This is a genomic window from Luteimonas salinilitoris, assembly GCF_041300785.1.
GTDB lineage: Bacteria > Pseudomonadota > Gammaproteobacteria > Xanthomonadales > Xanthomonadaceae > Luteimonas > Luteimonas salinilitoris.
The window spans coordinates 356,260-371,463 of the sequence record NZ_JBFWIB010000002.1; the positions used below are offsets into that span (position 1 = coordinate 356,260).

Annotated in this window: 15 protein-coding genes; 8 read left to right on the plus strand and 7 right to left on the minus strand. The window is 68.6% G+C overall.

The genetic code is table 11. From position 1 onward, the window contains the following. Positions 1 to 248 precede the first annotated feature (248 nt). The 7 genes from AB5T46_RS04890 to ykgO all read right to left on the minus strand — a co-directional run bounded on the left by AB5T46_RS04890 (position 249) and on the right by ykgO (position 6,307). Positions 249 to 1,484 carry a TraB/GumN family protein gene (locus AB5T46_RS04890; RefSeq protein WP_370562735.1) on the minus strand — a complete coding sequence of 412 codons (1,236 nt, stop codon included), beginning with the start codon at positions 1,482 to 1,484 and terminating at the stop codon, positions 249 to 251. Between the two features lie 98 nt (positions 1,485 to 1,582). Next, positions 1,583 to 2,497, minus strand: coding sequence for an alpha/beta hydrolase (locus AB5T46_RS04895; protein ID WP_370562736.1), 915 nt, complete (start codon positions 2,495 to 2,497; stop codon positions 1,583 to 1,585). 88 nt (positions 2,498 to 2,585) lie between these two features. Further along, positions 2,586 to 3,194, minus strand: a complete 609-nt coding sequence (locus AB5T46_RS04900; protein ID WP_370562737.1) for a TetR/AcrR family transcriptional regulator — start codon at positions 3,192 to 3,194, stop codon at positions 2,586 to 2,588. A 155-nt stretch (positions 3,195 to 3,349) separates the two neighbouring features. After that, positions 3,350 to 4,237, minus strand: a complete 888-nt coding sequence (locus tag AB5T46_RS04905) for a carbon-nitrogen hydrolase (protein WP_370562738.1) — start codon at positions 4,235 to 4,237, stop codon at positions 3,350 to 3,352. Positions 4,238 to 4,580: 343 nt separating this feature from the next. Continuing rightward, complete coding sequence (locus tag AB5T46_RS04910; protein WP_370562739.1) at positions 4,581 to 5,630, minus strand: agmatine deiminase family protein; 1,050 nt, start codon at positions 5,628 to 5,630, stop codon at positions 4,581 to 4,583. A gap of 70 nt (positions 5,631 to 5,700) precedes the next feature. Beyond that, positions 5,701 to 6,030, minus strand: a complete 330-nt coding sequence (locus AB5T46_RS04915; protein WP_370562740.1) for a hypothetical protein — start codon at positions 6,028 to 6,030, stop codon at positions 5,701 to 5,703. A gap of 151 nt (positions 6,031 to 6,181) precedes the next feature. Then, positions 6,182 to 6,307, minus strand: coding sequence for a type B 50S ribosomal protein L36 (gene ykgO / locus AB5T46_RS04920; protein WP_005913193.1), 126 nt, complete (start codon positions 6,305 to 6,307; stop codon positions 6,182 to 6,184). Between the two features lie 152 nt (positions 6,308 to 6,459). Between ykgO and cmk the strand changes: the two genes are divergently transcribed. From cmk to galU, 8 genes are all read left to right on the plus strand, one after another. Continuing rightward, positions 6,460 to 7,134 carry a (d)CMP kinase gene (gene cmk / locus AB5T46_RS04925; protein ID WP_370562742.1) on the plus strand — a complete coding sequence of 225 codons (675 nt, stop codon included), beginning with the start codon at positions 6,460 to 6,462 and terminating at the stop codon, positions 7,132 to 7,134. Between the two features lie 202 nt (positions 7,135 to 7,336). After that, positions 7,337 to 9,055, plus strand: coding sequence for a 30S ribosomal protein S1 (rpsA, locus tag AB5T46_RS04930; protein ID WP_370563099.1), 1,719 nt, complete (start codon positions 7,337 to 7,339; stop codon positions 9,053 to 9,055). Between the two features lie 67 nt (positions 9,056 to 9,122). Next, positions 9,123 to 9,425, plus strand: a complete 303-nt coding sequence (locus AB5T46_RS04935) for an integration host factor subunit beta (protein ID WP_370562743.1) — start codon at positions 9,123 to 9,125, stop codon at positions 9,423 to 9,425. Positions 9,426 to 9,570: 145 nt separating this feature from the next. Then, a complete protein-coding gene (locus tag AB5T46_RS04940) occupies positions 9,571 to 9,852 on the plus strand; it encodes a LapA family protein (RefSeq protein ID WP_370562744.1) in 282 nt (93 codons plus the stop codon). Positions 9,853 to 9,856: 4 nt separating this feature from the next. Then, the gene (gene lapB / locus AB5T46_RS04945; RefSeq protein WP_370562745.1) at positions 9,857 to 11,038 is read left to right on the plus strand and encodes a lipopolysaccharide assembly protein LapB; all 1,182 of its coding nucleotides are present in this window, start codon (positions 9,857 to 9,859) and stop codon (positions 11,036 to 11,038) included. 179 nt (positions 11,039 to 11,217) lie between these two features. Next, positions 11,218 to 12,192, plus strand: coding sequence for an MraY family glycosyltransferase (locus tag AB5T46_RS04950; protein WP_370563100.1), 975 nt, complete (start codon positions 11,218 to 11,220; stop codon positions 12,190 to 12,192). A gap of 2 nt (positions 12,193 to 12,194) precedes the next feature. After that, positions 12,195 to 14,102: a polysaccharide biosynthesis protein gene (locus tag AB5T46_RS04955; RefSeq protein WP_370562746.1), complete on the plus strand. Its 1,908-nt coding sequence runs from the start codon at positions 12,195 to 12,197 to the stop codon at positions 14,100 to 14,102. Between the two features lie 202 nt (positions 14,103 to 14,304). Next, the gene (galU, locus tag AB5T46_RS04960) at positions 14,305 to 15,204 is read left to right on the plus strand and encodes a UTP--glucose-1-phosphate uridylyltransferase GalU (protein ID WP_370562747.1); all 900 of its coding nucleotides are present in this window, start codon (positions 14,305 to 14,307) and stop codon (positions 15,202 to 15,204) included.

A 15,204-nucleotide genomic window follows, 5' to 3' on the forward strand; every position in this document is an offset into this window, starting at 1 on the left:
GCGCGATGCCGGCGCATCATCAACGGGGCCGCGGCCCCGACGACGTGCCCGCGCACGCAACCGCGCCGGCATCGCGGGCGTGTGACTTTCCGTAGGAGCGCGCCATGCGCGCGATGCCGCGGTTGCTGGCCGGATCCGGTGGACGCCGCGATTCTGGACCGGCAGGCGCGTCGGCAGGCTGAATTCCGTGGCGGCGAAATGCCCGCGGCATCGCGCGTATGACGCGCTCCTACGGAGTCGGTTGCCCGTCAGCCGATCAGCTTGCCGAGCATCCGCAGGCCACCGGTCCATACCCCGATCGCGGTGCCGAGACTGGTCAGGAAGAAGTTCAGCAGCACCCGCGCCACGCGGTTCCGCCACCACCCTTTCAGCGTCTGCACGTCGTCGCGCAGGGCCATGAAATCGGCATAGGTGGGTTTGCGCAGCGTCGCTTCGACCAGCGCGCTGACCGTGCCCGACGCCAGCGCCGGATGCAGCGGCGTCAGCGGCGAGGCCAGGAACGCGGCGGCGATGCTCAGCGGATGGCCCCCGGCGATCGCGCAGCCGAGCGCGCCGAGGCCGCCGGTCACCAGCACCCACTGCAGCATCAGCTCGGCGCCGACGTCGAAGCCGCCGCGCCAGAAGCCCCAGGCGAAACCGCCGAGCACGAACGCGGCCAGGATCAGCGTGAACCACGGGATCGACGATTTTTGCCGGACCGACTCGAGCCCGGCCCGGATCGCCGCAGGCTCCGCCTGTTCGGTCTGCAGATGACCGGCGAGCCCCTGCAGGTGGCCGGCGCCGACCACGGCGAGAATCTCGTAGGGCGTGATCGCGTCCGGCCGCTGCGCCGCGCTTTCGCGCAGGCGCGCGGCCATGTAGCGGTCGCGCTCGGAGATCACCGTGTCGTACAGCGCCGGCGTGTCGGACGCGAACTCGCCGAAGGCGGCCTCCAGGATGTCGCCTTCCTTGAGCTTCTCGATGTCCTCCTCGCCGAGCTTCTCGTCGACGAACATGCCCGCAAGCAGGCCGCCGCCGAGCTTGGCGCGGCCCCACCAGCCCAGTCGCTGCGAGGCGCGCTTGAAGGTCAGGCCGACGTCGCGGTCGATCAGGTGCATCGGCAGGCCGCGCGCCTGCGCATCGGTCGCCGCGACCTTCAGCTCCGCGCCGGGCTCGATGCCGAGTTGCTCGGCCAGCCGGCGCTGGTAGGCGGCCAGGCCCAGGTGCGCTGCGAACAGCGCCGCCTTGTCTTCGCGCAGCACCTTGATCAGATCCATCTTCGCCATCGCGTCGGGCTGCGTCAGTGCCTGCATCCGTTGCGGGTCGAGCTCGACCGCGACCGCGTCGTAGCGACCGCCGGCGATCGCGGCGCGCACCGCATCCACGCTGGCGCGCGAGACGTGCGCGGTGCCGAGCAGGGTATAGCGCACGCCGTCGCGCTCGACGATCCGGTGCGGCTGGCCGGCAAGCGGATCGGATGCGGACGGAACGCTTTCTATGGTCATTCGGACGTCGGGGATCGGCGGGCGTCGCGGGCACGGACGCGGGCCGCGCAGCATAGTCGCTCCGGCGTGCCGCCGGCAAAGCGTGCCGGCGACGGGGTTCAGGCGAACCCGTAGGGCAGGTTGGGCGAGGAGACGATGCGCTCGCCGACGGTGCCGCCAGCGAGAAAACGCAGCGCCGCGTCGATCACGCCGTCGTCGTCGACGATCCGGTTGTGCCCGAGACGGCGCGTGGTCAGCAAGCGCGCGTGCGGCCAGAGGCGCGCATAGCGCTCGCCCTCCGACCATGGCACCTCGCGATCCTCCAGGTCGTGGACGATCAGCGCGGGCCTGCCGATCCGCGGCGCGATGTGCTGGGCCTGCAGCTCGGCCATGGAGATGCCGATCTGTCGCTCGAACATCGCGATCATGTCCCTGCACAGGCGCCCGGGCAGGCCGATCTGGCGGGAAAAACGGTAGGACGCATCGATCGGGTCGGCGGCCGGCGCCAGCAGCACCGCCCGTTCCGCAGCCAGTCCCTGTGCCAGTGCGACCGCGGCGGCGGCGGCGCCGAGCGAATGTCCGACCACCGCTTGCGCGGGCCCGAAGTGGCGCGCGACCGCGTGCAGCGTATCGGTGAAGACGGGCAGGTTCGCCGACCGGCCCGGACTCCTGCCGTGCGCCGGCTGGTCGAAGGCGACCGCCGCGTATCCCGCGGCGCGCAGGCGCCCGATCCACCTCGCGAAGCGCGTGCCATGGCTGGACCAGCCGTGTGCAAACAGCACATAGGGCTGATCCTGCGGGTCGCCCCAACGATAGGCACGGATGCGCTGTCCTTCCTGTTTCCAGTCAACTTTTCCCCAGTCAACTTCCCCCCGGCCAGCTGTTTCCAGCCAGGACTCGCTGGCGCCGTGATCGGACATGGCCGCAGCGCGCGTGCGGCTGCTGGCCAGCGGAGTGCCGAACAGTTCGCCGGCGCGCCGTGCCGTGGCCCGTGGGCGCAGCAGGCTGCCCGACAGGAACGCGACGCGCAGCATCAACATGCTCGTTCGAAATCGAACGTTCGTGCTAAATATGGAGTGCGGGGTTGCGGGTACGGAAGCCATCGCGGCATCTCCGGTCGGGTCAGTGGTTGGCGGTGGAGCGGATCAGGCGTTCGAAGGCGGTCTGGCCGCGCTTCGCGGAAGCCTCGTAGCCGAACAGTCCGGCGTCGTGGTGCACTGCCAGGGCCAGACCGTAGATCTCGAAAGCGAGCTGGTCGGCATCGGTATCGGCGCGCAGCTCGCCGCTGTCGACGGCGAGCCGGATGGCGCGGGCCAGTTCCGCGCGCCAGCGCGTCTCATGCGCCAGCAGGCGATCGCGGAGCGGCCCGGGGCGGTCGTCGTACTCGCTGGCCGCGGCCAGGAACAGGCAACCGCCGTCGCTGCTGTGCCGCACCCAGTCGATCCAGGCCGCGACGATCGCGCGCAGCCTCGGCAGCCCGCGTCGCGCCTTCAGCGCCGGCAGTAGGACCTGGGCGACGAAGCGCTCGCCGGCATGGTCCAGCACTGCCAGCTGCAGGTCCTCGCGCGAGCCGAAATGAGCGAAGACGCCGCTCTTCGACATCCCGACCTGGTCGGCGAGGGTGCCGATGGTCAGACCCTCCAGGCCGTTGACGCAGGCGTGGACGTAGGCCCGCCCCAGGATCGTCTCCCGGGTGGAGGCACCTTTTCCGGCAGTGGATGTCGTGCTCATGTCCACAATAAAGCACGATCGTTCGTTTCATGCAAGCGCCCGCGACGGCAGGCCGAAACGGCCATCGCCATGCGGATATTCGCTTGGCCGGCAGGCCGGCAGGTCGAACGGCAGTCGGGCGGCCCTCCGGGTCGTCGGCCCGGGGCTTGCGCGTCTCAGTCGATGTAGCGCCGAAGCAGGTCGGCGTACGCATCGATCCGGCGGTCGCGCAGGAACGGCCAGATCCGGCGCACGTGCTCGCTGCGCCCGAGATCGATCTCGGCGAGCAGGATCTCCGGCTCGCCGCCGGCCTCGGCGACGAACTCGCCCTGCGGCCCCAGCACGTGGCTGTTGCCCCAGAAGTCGATGCCGGCCGCGCCGAGCGGTGACGGCTCGTGGCCGACGCGGTTGCAGGACAGCACCGGGAGGCCATTGGCCACGGCATGGCCGCGATGGCTGAGGATCCAGGCGTCGCGCTGGCGCCGCTTCTCGGCGCTGTCGTCGCCGGGATCCCATCCGATCGCGGTCGGATACAGCAGCAGTTCCGCGCCGGCCAGCGCCATCAGTCGCGCGGCCTCCGGATACCACTGGTCCCAGCACACCAGCAGCCCCAGCCGCCCGACGGAGGTGTCGATCGGCCGGAACCCGAGATCGCCCGGGGTGAAGTAGAACTTCTCGTGATAGCCGGGATCGTCGGGGATGTGCATCTTGCGATACGTGCCGGCGATGGAGCCGTCGGCTTCGAACACCACCGCGGTGTTGTGATACAGGCCGGCAGCGCGGCGCTCGAACAGCGAGCCCACCAGCACCACGCCGTGGCGCTGCGCCAGCGCCGACAGGCGCTGCGTGCTCGGGCCGGGGATCGGCTCGGCGAGATCGAACTCGTCGACCGATTCGTGCTGGCAGAAATAGGCGCCGTTGTGCAGTTCCTGCAGCAGCACCAGGCGCGCGCCGCGCCCGGCGGCCTCGGCCACGCGCTCCTCGATGACGGCCAGGTTGGCCTCGGCGGTGCCGTGGTTGCGTTCCTGGACCAGGGCGACGGGCAATGGGGGGTTTTTTGTCATGGCGGGGTCGTGTGTGGCGGACCGGCGTGGCAATTGTAGGGGCGAGGCGATGCGGGGTGCGGAATGTGACTAGGGATTCGGGATTCGGGATTCGGGATTCGGGATTCGGGATTCGGGATTCGGGATTCGGGATTCGGGATTCGGGATTCGGGAGAGCTTGGCCGCTTTTGTTCGTCATCCCAGCGCAAGCTGGGATCCATTTTGATCTTGCCGTTGCTTTTGAAGTTGCATTCGAACAGGCAACGGCAACATGGATGACCAGCCTTCGGCTGTTGTAAAGCGCCTCCAGCTTGCGCTGGGATGACGGATCCTCAGCCCTTTCCCGAGTCCCGTTCGAGGCCCGTTACAACGCCAGGCTGCCCGCCGGCAGCTGCATGGTGATGCAGTGCAGGCTGCCGTTCTGCCAGATCAGCGGGCGGCAAGGCACCTGGACGATCTCGCGGTCCGGAAATGCCTGCGCCAGCACGTCGCGCGCCGCGGCGTCGGCAGGATCGCCGTAGGCCGGCATCAGCACCGCGCCGTTGACGATGAGGAAGTTGGCGTAGGACGCGGCCAGGCGGCGGTCGCCGTCGTGATCGCGGTCGTGGATCGGCCGCGGCCAGGGCAGCGGGAACAGGCGGTAGGGGCGGCCGTCGCGCGTGCGCAGCGCGGCCAGTTCCCCGGCCATCGCGTGCAGTTCGGGGGAGTGGGGGTCTTCGGGATCGTCGCAGGCCTGGAACACGATGGCGTCGGCCGCGGCGAAGCGGGCGAGGGTATCGATATGGGCATCGGTATCGTCGCCTTCCAGGTAGCCGCGCTCGAGCCAGAGCACCCGGTCCTGCCGCAGCCAGCCGGATAGCTTTTGCGTGAGCACGTCCCGCCCGAGCTGCGGATGGCGCTCGTGCAGGCAGCGCCAGGTGGTTAGCAGCGTTCCTTCGCCGTCGGTCTCGATCGCGCCCCCTTCCAGGGCAAAATCAATTGCTTGCAGGAAGTTCCCAGAAAGTTCCGGAAGTTCGTGCAGCCGCGCCGCAAGCCGGTCGTCGCGGCCTGCCTCGAACTTGCCGCCCCAGCCGGTGAAGCGGAAATCCAGCAGGCGGAAGCCGTCGCCGTCGCGCAGGGTCACGGGACCCGAATCGCGCAGCCAGGTATCGTCGTACTCGATCTCGGCGAAGCGTACCCGGGTCATGTCGACACGCGCCGATGCCAGCCGCGCGCGGGCGTAGGCCTCGACGTCCTCGTCGGCGACGCAGACCAGCACCGGCTCGAAGCGGACGATCGCCGCGACCAGCGCGATATAGGTCTCCTCGACCTCGGCCAGCCGTGCCGACCAGTCGGTGCCGGCATGCGGCCACGCAATCAGCACCGCGGCCTGGGGCTCCCACTCCGCGGGGAAACGCACTGCGGTTTCGGTCATCGGATCGCTGTCTGGATCTTCGTTCGGGAACGTGCCGGCGCCCGGCACGGGAGAACGCCTGCGCGGGTCCTTAACGGATGGCCGGTTTCGGCCCGACCTCGTTGCTGGCGGCCTGATTGAGGACGGCGTCGACCACCCGGTCGCGCTCGAAGTACACGGTGAAGGCGGGGTAGACCCAACGGTTGATGGTGGGCCACTGCCGCTTCTGGCCGCCGCGCGGGTCGAGGCGCTCGCCCGGGGCGCCGAAACGGGCCTCCACGTCGGCCATGCGCATGCCGCGCGAGGGCAGGGCAGACTCGTGCTGCGCCTGCGTGCGTTCGATCAGCAGGACCTCTGCCGATGCGGTGCCTGCGATCGCCAGCAGGGCCAGCAGGGGCAGGACTCGGAAAGGACGGTTCATGGCGCGGCTCCTCGGATGGACGGCCGATTGTAAGCAGATGGCGGTTCCCGCGGCGAGGCGGTGCGCACAAACGAACGGGGCCGCATCGCTGCGGCCCCGTCTGTCGTCCGGCGGCCGGGTCACCGGCTGCCGATCGGGCATCGCCCGTGCCTCAGCGCTGGCGGGCCTTGAAACGCGGGTTGGACTTGCAGATCACGAAGACCTTGCCGCGACGGCGAACGACCTTGCAGTCGCGGTGGCGGGTCTTCGCCGACTTCAGGGAGGACAGGACCTTCATGATGCAACCTCGAAACGGTGATGGCGGAATCAAACCCGCAATGCTACAGGGTTCAATGCCATCGAATCAACAACTTCCGTCAGTCCGGAAAGTCGCCCCTTCTCGTTTGCCCCGTCACCGATAATAGGGCCCCCACGCCAGCGACCATGCCCATGCCCGATACCGCCGCCATCCCCGTGCTCACGATCGACGGCCCGTCCGGCTCGGGCAAGGGCACCATCAGCCGTGCCGTCGCCGGGCGGCTGGGCTGGCATTACCTCGACTCGGGCGCGCTGTACCGCGCGATCGGGGTCGCGGCGGGATGGGCGGACCTAGATCTTGCCGACCCCGCGGCGCTGGTGCGCTGCGCCTTCGATACCGAGATCGGCTTCCGCGAGGCCGATGGAGAGCCGCGGGTGATCGTCAACGGCGTCGACGCCACCGACGAACTGCGCACCGAAACCGCCGGCGCGGCGGCTTCGGCGATCGCCGCCATCCCGGAGGTGCGCTTCGCACTGAAGGAGCGGCAACGCGCCTTTCGCCGTGCCCCGGGGCTGGTCGCCGACGGCCGCGACATGGGAACGGTGATCTTCCCGGATGCCGGCCGCAAGGTGTTCCTGACCGCCAGCGCCGAGGAGCGTGCCGAAAGGCGCTATAAGCAGTTGAAGGACAAGGGGGTTTCGGTTACATTGGACGGTCTGCTGCGCGAGATTCTCGCCCGCGACGCCCGCGACGCCAGTCGCGCGGTGGCGCCGCTGCGGCCGGCCGACGACGCCGTCCGCATCGACACTACCGGCCTGGGCATCGAAACGGTCGTCGACCGGGTGCTGGCGCTGATGGAACCGTAACCGCGATTCGCGGCCGCCGGCTCCGTCGGCATCGCTCCCGGCGCGGATCCGCAGCAGATCGTCCCACCGGCGCACCTTGTGGCGTGCCGGTGGATTTTTCTGTTCACTACAACACTCACGGCCATACGCAATCCCGCAGGGCCGACAAACGGGTGGACCGCCGCGCGCAGCCGAAGTTCCATGGACATCGCGCCGCCGCGGTCTGAGTCATCAACCGAGTAACCGACAAATGACCGAATCATTCGCAGAACTGTTCGAACAGAGCCAGGGCAATCTGGCCAAGCTGAAGCCGGGCGCCATCGTCACCGGCGTCGTGGTGCAGGTACGCAGCGACGTGGTGGTGATCAACGCCGGCCTGAAGTCCGAAGGCATCGTGCCGATCGAGCAGTTCCGTAACGACGACGGCGAGATCGACGTCGCCGAGGGCGACACCGTCAAGGTGGCGCTGGACGCGCTGGAGAACGGCTTCGGCGAGACCGTGCTGTCGCGCGAGAAGGCCAAGCGCGCCATGGTGTGGGACGAGCTGGAAGAGGCGCTGGAGAAGAACGAGACCGTCACCGGCCGCATCAGCGGCAAGGTCAAGGGCGGCTTCACCGTCGACATCAAGGATGTCCGCGCGTTTCTGCCCGGCTCGCTGGTCGACGTGCGCCCGGTGCGCGACCCTGTGTACCTGGAAGGCAAGGAACTCGAGTTCAAGCTCATCAAGCTCGACCGCAAGCGCAACAACGTGGTGGTCTCGCGCCGCGCGGTGGTCGAGAGCGAGCATTCCGAGGAGCGCGAGCAGCTGCTCGAGAAGCTGGTCGAGGGCGCCGTGCTCAAGGGCGTGGTCAAGAACCTCACCGACTACGGCGCGTTCGTCGACCTGGGCGGCATCGACGGCCTGCTGCACATCACCGACATGGCCTGGAGGCGCGTGCGCCATCCGTCCGAGGTGGTGGAAGTGGGCCAGGAGCTGGAAGTGCGCGTGCTCAAGTACGACCGCGAGCGCAACCGCGTCAGCCTCGGCCTCAAGCAGCTGGGCGAGGATCCGTGGGACAACATCGCCCGCCGCTATCCGTCCAACACCCGCGTGTTCGGCAAGGTCAGCAACGTCACCGACTACGGCGCGTTCGTCGAGATCGAGCCGGGCGTCGAGGGCCTGGTGCACGTGTCCGAGATGGACTGGACCAACAAGAACGTCAACCCGCAGAAGGTCGTGCAGGTCGGCGACGAGGTCGAGGTCATGGTGCTCGACGTCGACGAGGAGCGTCGCCGCATCTCGCTGGGCATGAAGCAGGTCACCTCGAATCCGTGGGAGACCTTCGCCGCGATCCACAAGAAGGGCGACAAGGTCGAGGGCCAGATCAAGTCGATCACCGACTTCGGCGTGTTCATCGGCCTGGACGGCGGCATCGACGGCCTGATCCACCTGTCCGACATGAGCTGGAACACCAGCGGCGACGACGTCGCCCGCAACCTGAAGAAGGGCGACACCCTGCAGGCGGTGGTGCTGGCGGTCGATCCGGAGCGCGAGCGCATCAGCCTCGGCGTCAAGCAGATGGAGCAGGATCCGTTCGGCCAGTTCATGGCTTCGCATCCGAAGGGCTCGAAGGTCAGCGGTACCGTCCGCGAGGTCGACGCCAAGGGGGCGATGATCGATATCGCCGAGGGCGTGGAAGGCTACGTGGCCGCGCGCGACATCAGCGACCAGCGCGTCGACGACGCCACCCAGCACCTGAAGGTGGGCGACACTATCGAGGCCAAGTTCGTGAGCATGGACCGCAAGGGCCGCACGCTGCAGCTGTCGATCAAGGCCAAGGACGAGGCCGAGACCGCGCAGACGCTCGCCGAGTACAACAAGGTGGCGGCGGAAGCCTCCAGCGGCACGACCAAGCTGGGTGCCCTGTTGCGCGAGCAGTTGGAAGGCAACAAGTCCGAGTGAGCCCGCGCGTCGGCGATCCGGCCACGGCCGGGTCGCCGACCGCTTCGCGATGCGGAATACGGTGTCCATGACCAAGTCGGAACTGATCGAGATCCTGGCCGAGCGCCAGGCCCACCTGAAGGCCGACGATGTCGATCTGGCGGTGAAGTCTCTGCTGGAAATGATGGGCGGCTCGCTCGCCCACGGCGAGCGCATCGAGATCCGCGGCTTCGGCAGTTTTTCCCTGCACTACCGGCCGCCGCGCACCGGCCGCAATCCCAAGACCGGCGACGCGGTGGCGCTGCCGGGCAAGCATGTGCCGCACTTCAAGCCCGGCAAGGAACTGCGCGAACGCGTCAGCGATGTCGTGCCGATCCCGCCGGAGGACTAGGGTCGACCCCGGGCGATCGCCCGGGGCTTCATGAAGCTTCCCAATGGGAGCGACGGAAGTCGCGATTTCCTGCGGCAGTCCGCGATCTCGCGGCTTCCGTCGCTTCCGCTGGGAGCCGCTGCATTTCGGGTAAGCTGAACGGATCATGCGATTGCTCCGGATCCTCATCGCCGTGCTGTGCCTGGTCGCCGGCATCCTGGTCGGCGCGCTCAATCCGCAGACGGTCTCGATCGCCCTGGGATGGATCACCCTGTACGCCAGCCTCGGCGTGACGCTGCTGGTGGCGTTGCTCTGCGGTGTGGTGATCGGCGGCCTGATTCTGGCCGTGTCGGTCGTGCTGCCGCTGCGGCAGCGGCTGCGGCGCGCGCAGGCGCCGCAGGCCGGCGCGTCCGCGCTACCTCCGTCCGATCCCGGACACGGAGCCTGACCCGATGGCCTTCGTCACCGAATGGTTCTGGTTTTTCCTGCTGCTGCCGATCGCGGCCCTGAGCGGCTGGGTCATCGGCCGTCGCGGCGGCGAACGCCACAGCGACACCCAGGTCAGCCGCTTGTCGACCACCTACTTCCGCGGCCTGAACTACCTGCTGAACGAACAGCCGGACAAGGCGATCGAGCTGTTCCTGCACATCGCCGAACTCGACAAGGAAACCTTCGAGACCCAGGTCGCGCTCGGGCACCTGTTCCGGCGTCGCGGCGAGGTCGACCGCGCGATCCGCCTGCACCAGGGCCTGGTGCAGCGCCCCGACTTGAACGACCAGCAGAAGGTGCAGGCGCTGCTGGCGCTGGGCGAGGACTATATGCGTTCCGGGCTGCTGGATCGCGCGGAGACCGTGTTCACCGACCTGGCCAAGCTCGACCAGCGCGCGCCGCAGGCGCTGCGGCACCTGATCAGCATCTACCAGGCCGAACGCGATTGGCCCAAGGCGATCGAGAACGCCACCCGCTTCGAGGCCGCGACCGGCGAGCCGATGGGCAAGCTGGTCGGTCATTTCGAGTGCGAGCTGGCCGAGCGCCTGCGCGCTTCGGGCGACGTCGACGGCGCCCTGGCCGCCGTCGCGCGCGCCTACGCGGCCGATTCCAAGTCGGTCCGCGCCGGCATTCTCGAGGGCCGGATCGAACTGGAGGCCGGCCATGACGCCGCGGCGATCCGCGCCTTCGAGCGGGCGGCACGGCATGACACCGACTTCCTCCCGGAAATCCTGCCGCCGCTGCTGTCGGCCTACGCCCGCATCGGCGACGCACCCGGCGCACGCACGTTCCTGGCCGAGATGACCGAGCACTACCGCGGCATCGCGCCGGTGCTGGCGCTGGCGCGGCTGCTCGAGGCGGAGCAGGGCGTGGCACACGCTCGCGCCTATCTGGCCGAACAGCTCAAGGACCGGCCCTCGGTGCGGGGGGAGGCCGCGCTGATCGAGCTGACGCTCGCCGACGAGGGCGCGGATACCGGCCGGACCCTGCACGACCTCAAGCACATCACCGACCAGCTGCTGGTGCGCAATCCCAGCTATCGCTGCAGCCGCTGCGGCTTCGGTGCCCGCAGTCACCACTGGCAATGCCCGAGCTGCAAGGAATGGGGCACGATCAAGCCGCTGTTGAACTATGCGGTGGTGTAGCCCGTGCGGCAGGGTGGAATCGGGAGGCCGCGGTAGCGGGACAAGATCCGCTCCGCCGGGCGACCACGCCGGTTCCGGACGCCTGCCGGACACGACCGCGTTTCCGCCCGCCGAGGATGCCTGACGTGGACCCATTCGCCGGTCCCGGCGCCTGGCTCGCCTTGCACCTGGCGCTCGCGATGCTCGGTACCTGGGCGGCGCGCCGCTATGCGTTGCACCGCAAGCTGCTCGACGAGCCCGGTGAACGGCGCAGTCACGCCATCGCCACGCCACGCGGCGGCGGGATCGCGATCGTGGCTTCGCTGCTGGCCGCGCTGGCGCTGCTGGCGCTGCGATATCCCGGGCAGCGGACACTGCTGCTGGTCGCGGGCGGCGGCGTCCTGCTGGTGGCGGCGATCGGCTGGATCGACGATCACCGGCCGCTCTCGCCGTGGCTGCGGTTGGTTGTGCACGCCGTCGCTGCAGCCATGCTGGCGACGGCTGTCCTGCAGTCGGACGGTGGTGCCCTCCTGGCCGCGATCGGATTCGCCGCCGCCCTGGTGCTGGTCAACGTCTGGAATTTCATGGACGGGATCGATGGCCTGGCGGCGAGCCAGGCGGCGATCGCCGCGCTTGGCTATGCGCTGCTGGCCCACCTCGATGGTACGGGCGGCGCCGTCGTTTGGCTGGCATTTAGCCTGGCCGTCGCCTGCCTCGGGTTCCTTCCCTTCAATTTTCCGCGTGCGCGGATCTTTCTCGGCGACGTCGGCAGCGGTGCGCTCGGCTATGGACTGGCGTGCGTCTGCGTGCTGGCCATGGCCGGCGGGGAGGAGGATGCGCCGGGCCGCTGGCCACTGCTGGCGCTGCCACTGTCGGCGTTCCTCGTTGATGCGACCCTCACATTGGGCTCGCGCATGCTGCGTGGCGAGCCGTGGTGGAGAGCCCATGTGCAGCATGCCTATCAGCGATGGTCGCGCCGGATCGGGCGGCATCCGCCGGTCACGATTGCGTACGCCGCCTGGAGCGCATGCAGCGTCCTGGCGATGCTCGCCGCATGGCGGCTTGACACTGCGTATATCATTGCACTCGCCGTTGCGTGGTATCTGGCAGGGGGATGGATCTGGATAGCCCTGCAAGACGGCACCCACCGCACGGGCCTGAAGGAAAAAGAATAACGATGAAGCGCTGGAAGGATCGGGCGGCTATCACCTTGCCTCGCGCGGGCATCATTGCGCACGATCTGTTCATGGTGTGGCTGTGCTGGATCGGCCTGCACCAGTTCCGGCTGTCGATCCACCCGTTCGCATCGCCGCTGTCCTTGTGGTCGACCGAGATCGCGCTGATCCTGCTCGCGCAGGGCCTGGTGCTGTGGCGGGTGGGCCTGTACCGCGGCGTCTGGCGCTTCGCCAGCGTTCCGGACCTGCTGAACATTCTCAAGGCGAGCCTGTTCGGGCTGTTCGCGATCCTGCTGGCGCTGTTCCTGTACAACCGGCTGGACCAGGTGCCGCGCACCGTGCTGGTGCTGTACCCGATCGTGCTGACCGCGCTCCTGGGCATGCCGCGCCTGCTGTACCGCAGCTGGAAGGATTACAGCCTCAACCGTACCGACCAGACGTCGGTGCGCGTGCTGATCCTCGGCGCCGGCCAGGCCGGAGAAGCGCTGCTGCGCGACCTGCGCCGTGCGGGCTCCTATCAGGCGGTGGGTTTCCTGGACGATGCGGCCAAGCTGCACGGCAGCCATCTGCAGGGCGTGCCGGTGCTGGGGCGGGTCAGCGACGTCGCCCGGATCGCCCCCGAAACCGCGGCCCGGCTGCTGATCATCGCCATGCCCTCGCTGGACGCCTCGTCGATGCGGCGGATCGTGGCCGCGTGCGAGGAGACCGGCCTGCCGTTCCGGACGGTGCCGCGCCTGGACGACCTGCTCGAGGGGCGCTCGCTGCCGGGCGAGCTGAAGGAGGTCGCGATCGAGGACCTGCTCGGGCGCAAGCCGGTGACGCCGGACTGGAAGTCGATCCGAGGCTGGCTCGGCGGCCGCAGCGTGCTGGTGACCGGCGGCGGCGGCTCGATCGGCGCCGAACTGTGTCGCCAGTGCGCCCGCCACGGCGCACGGCAGATTGCCATCGTGGAGATGGACGAACTCGCCCTGACCACCATCGAGGCGCAGTTGCACCGGGATTTCCCGCAGATCCAGTGCGTGCCGGTGCTGGGCGATTGCGGCGATCCCGCCGTGATCCGCTACGCGCTGTCGCTGTCCGCGCCGGAAGCCGTCTTTCACGCGGCCGCCTACAAGCAGGTACCGGTGCTGGAGGCGCAGTTGCGCGAGGCGGTCCGCAACAACGTGCTGGCGACCGAGACCGTGGCCTGCGCAACGCAAGCGGCCGGCGTCGCCACCTTCGTGCTGATCTCCACCGACAAGGCGGTCGACCCGGTCAACGTGCTCGGCGCCACCAAGCGCCTGGCGGAAATGGTGTGCCAGGCGCACTCCGATCCGCAGTCGACGCGCTTCGTCACGGTGCGCTTCGGCAACGTGCTCGACTCGGCGGGCAGCGTGGTGCCGCTGTTCCGCGAACAGATCCGCAGCGGGGGGCCGGTGACCGTGACCGATCCGGAGGTGACCCGTTTCTTCATGACCATCCCCGAGTCCTGCCAATTGATCCTGCAGGCCGCGGCGATCGGGTCGCGGCATGCGATCTACACGCTGGACATGGGCGAACCGGTTTCGATCCGGCTGCTGGCCGAGCAGATGATCCGGCTGGCGGGCAAGCATCCGGAGCGGGACGTGGCGATCATCTACACCGGACTGCGGCCGGGCGAGAAGCTGCACGAGACCCTGTTCCACGCGGAGGAATGCTATCGCCCAACCGCGCATCCGAAGATCCTGCAGGCCGAGGCACGCGAGATCATGCAGGAGGACGTATTCGACGCGACGGCGAGGCTGCGCGAGGCGATCGGCACCTACGATCTCATGACCCTGGCACAGGTCCTGCGCAAGTCGGTCCCCGAGTTCATGCCGCAGCAGGACAACGGCAAGCAGCCGGCCGCGACGATCGTCGCTTTTCCCGCCCGACATGCAAGAAGGACGTGACCGTCGTCGCCTTCCTCGCTCGACATGCAAGCAAGGTCGTGACAGCGGAGATATGAGTCGAATACGATCCTGAGGGCATGGCGGAGGTGCTGCGCGAATCGGGTCCCGAACTCATGCCGCAAACCCGACAACGGCGACCAGCAGGCGGTGGCCGTCGTCGCCTCCCCCGCGCGACATGCAAGAAGGACATGACAGCAGGTATATGAGCCGAAGAATCCGGAAAGCCGTATTTCCCGTCGCGGGTCTCGGGACCCGCTTCCTCCCCGCCACCAAGACCGTCCCCAAGGAAATGCTGCCGATCATCGATCGGCCACTGATCCAGTATGCCGTCGACGAAGCGATCGAGGCAGGCTGCGATACGCTGGTCTTCGTCACCAACCGTTACAAGCACGCGGTTGCCGACTATTTCGACAAGGCCTACGAACTCGAGGAGAAGCTGGAGAAGGCCGGCAAGCTGGCGCAGCTGGAGGTGGTGCGCAATCCATTGCCGCCGCACGTGCGCGCGGTGTTCGTGACCCAGACCGAGGCGCTCGGGCTCGGTCACGCCGTATTGTGCGCAAAGCCGGTGGTCGGCGACGAGCCGTTCGCGGTGATCCTGCCGGACGACCTGATCTGGAACCGGGGCCCCGGCGCGCTGAACCAGATGGCCGATGCCGCCGAAGCCAGCGGCGCCAGCATGATCGCGGTGCAGGACGTGCCGCGCGACAAGACCGACAGCTACGGCATCGTCGCGACCGAGGACTTCGCCGACCGGCAGGGCCGCATCCGGGCGATGGTCGAAAAGCCCAAGCCCGCCGATGCCCCGAGCACTCTCGCCGTGGTCGGCCGCTACGTGCTGAACCCGCGCATCTTCGCGCTGCTCGAGTCGACGGCGCCCGGCGCCGGCGGCGAGATCCAGCTCACCGACGCGATCTCGGCGCTGCTCGCGGAGGAGGCGGTGCACGCCTACCGGTTCCGGGGCACTCGCTTCGATTGCGGCACCCACATCGGCCTGATCGAGGCCACCATCCGCTACGCGCTCGACCATGAGAAGCTGAGCGAAGCCGCCGCGGCGATGATGCAGAGCGCTCTGGACGAACTCGGCGTCCGCGAACTGGAGTGA

What these genes read in the sequence shown, in the direction of transcription:
- AB5T46_RS04940 (WP_370562744.1), top strand. Translation starts at nt 9,571, where the DNA reads ATGCGATTGCTCCGGATCCTCATCGCCGTGCTGTGCCTGGTCGCCGGC.
- AB5T46_RS04895 (WP_370562736.1), bottom strand. Translation starts at nt 2,497, where the DNA reads ATGCTGCGCGTCGCGTTCCTGTCGGGCAGCCTGCTGCGCCCACGGGCC.
- AB5T46_RS04935 (WP_370562743.1), top strand. Translation starts at nt 9,123, where the DNA reads ATGACCAAGTCGGAACTGATCGAGATCCTGGCCGAGCGCCAGGCCCAC.
- AB5T46_RS04915 (WP_370562740.1), bottom strand. Translation starts at nt 6,030, where the DNA reads ATGAACCGTCCTTTCCGAGTCCTGCCCCTGCTGGCCCTGCTGGCGATC.
- AB5T46_RS04890 (WP_370562735.1), bottom strand. Translation starts at nt 1,484, where the DNA reads ATGACCATAGAAAGCGTTCCGTCCGCATCCGATCCGCTTGCCGGCCAG.
- cmk (WP_370562742.1), top strand. Translation starts at nt 6,460, where the DNA reads ATGCCCGATACCGCCGCCATCCCCGTGCTCACGATCGACGGCCCGTCC.
- lapB (WP_370562745.1), top strand. Translation starts at nt 9,857, where the DNA reads ATGGCCTTCGTCACCGAATGGTTCTGGTTTTTCCTGCTGCTGCCGATC.
- ykgO (WP_005913193.1), bottom strand. Translation starts at nt 6,307, where the DNA reads ATGAAGGTCCTGTCCTCCCTGAAGTCGGCGAAGACCCGCCACCGCGAC.
- AB5T46_RS04910 (WP_370562739.1), bottom strand. Translation starts at nt 5,630, where the DNA reads ATGACCGAAACCGCAGTGCGTTTCCCCGCGGAGTGGGAGCCCCAGGCC.
- galU (WP_370562747.1), top strand. Translation starts at nt 14,305, where the DNA reads ATGAGCCGAAGAATCCGGAAAGCCGTATTTCCCGTCGCGGGTCTCGGG.
- AB5T46_RS04955 (WP_370562746.1), top strand. Translation starts at nt 12,195, where the DNA reads ATGAAGCGCTGGAAGGATCGGGCGGCTATCACCTTGCCTCGCGCGGGC.
- AB5T46_RS04900 (WP_370562737.1), bottom strand. Translation starts at nt 3,194, where the DNA reads ATGAGCACGACATCCACTGCCGGAAAAGGTGCCTCCACCCGGGAGACG.
- AB5T46_RS04905 (WP_370562738.1), bottom strand. Translation starts at nt 4,237, where the DNA reads ATGACAAAAAACCCCCCATTGCCCGTCGCCCTGGTCCAGGAACGCAAC.
- AB5T46_RS04950 (WP_370563100.1), top strand. Translation starts at nt 11,218, where the DNA reads ATGCTCGGTACCTGGGCGGCGCGCCGCTATGCGTTGCACCGCAAGCTG.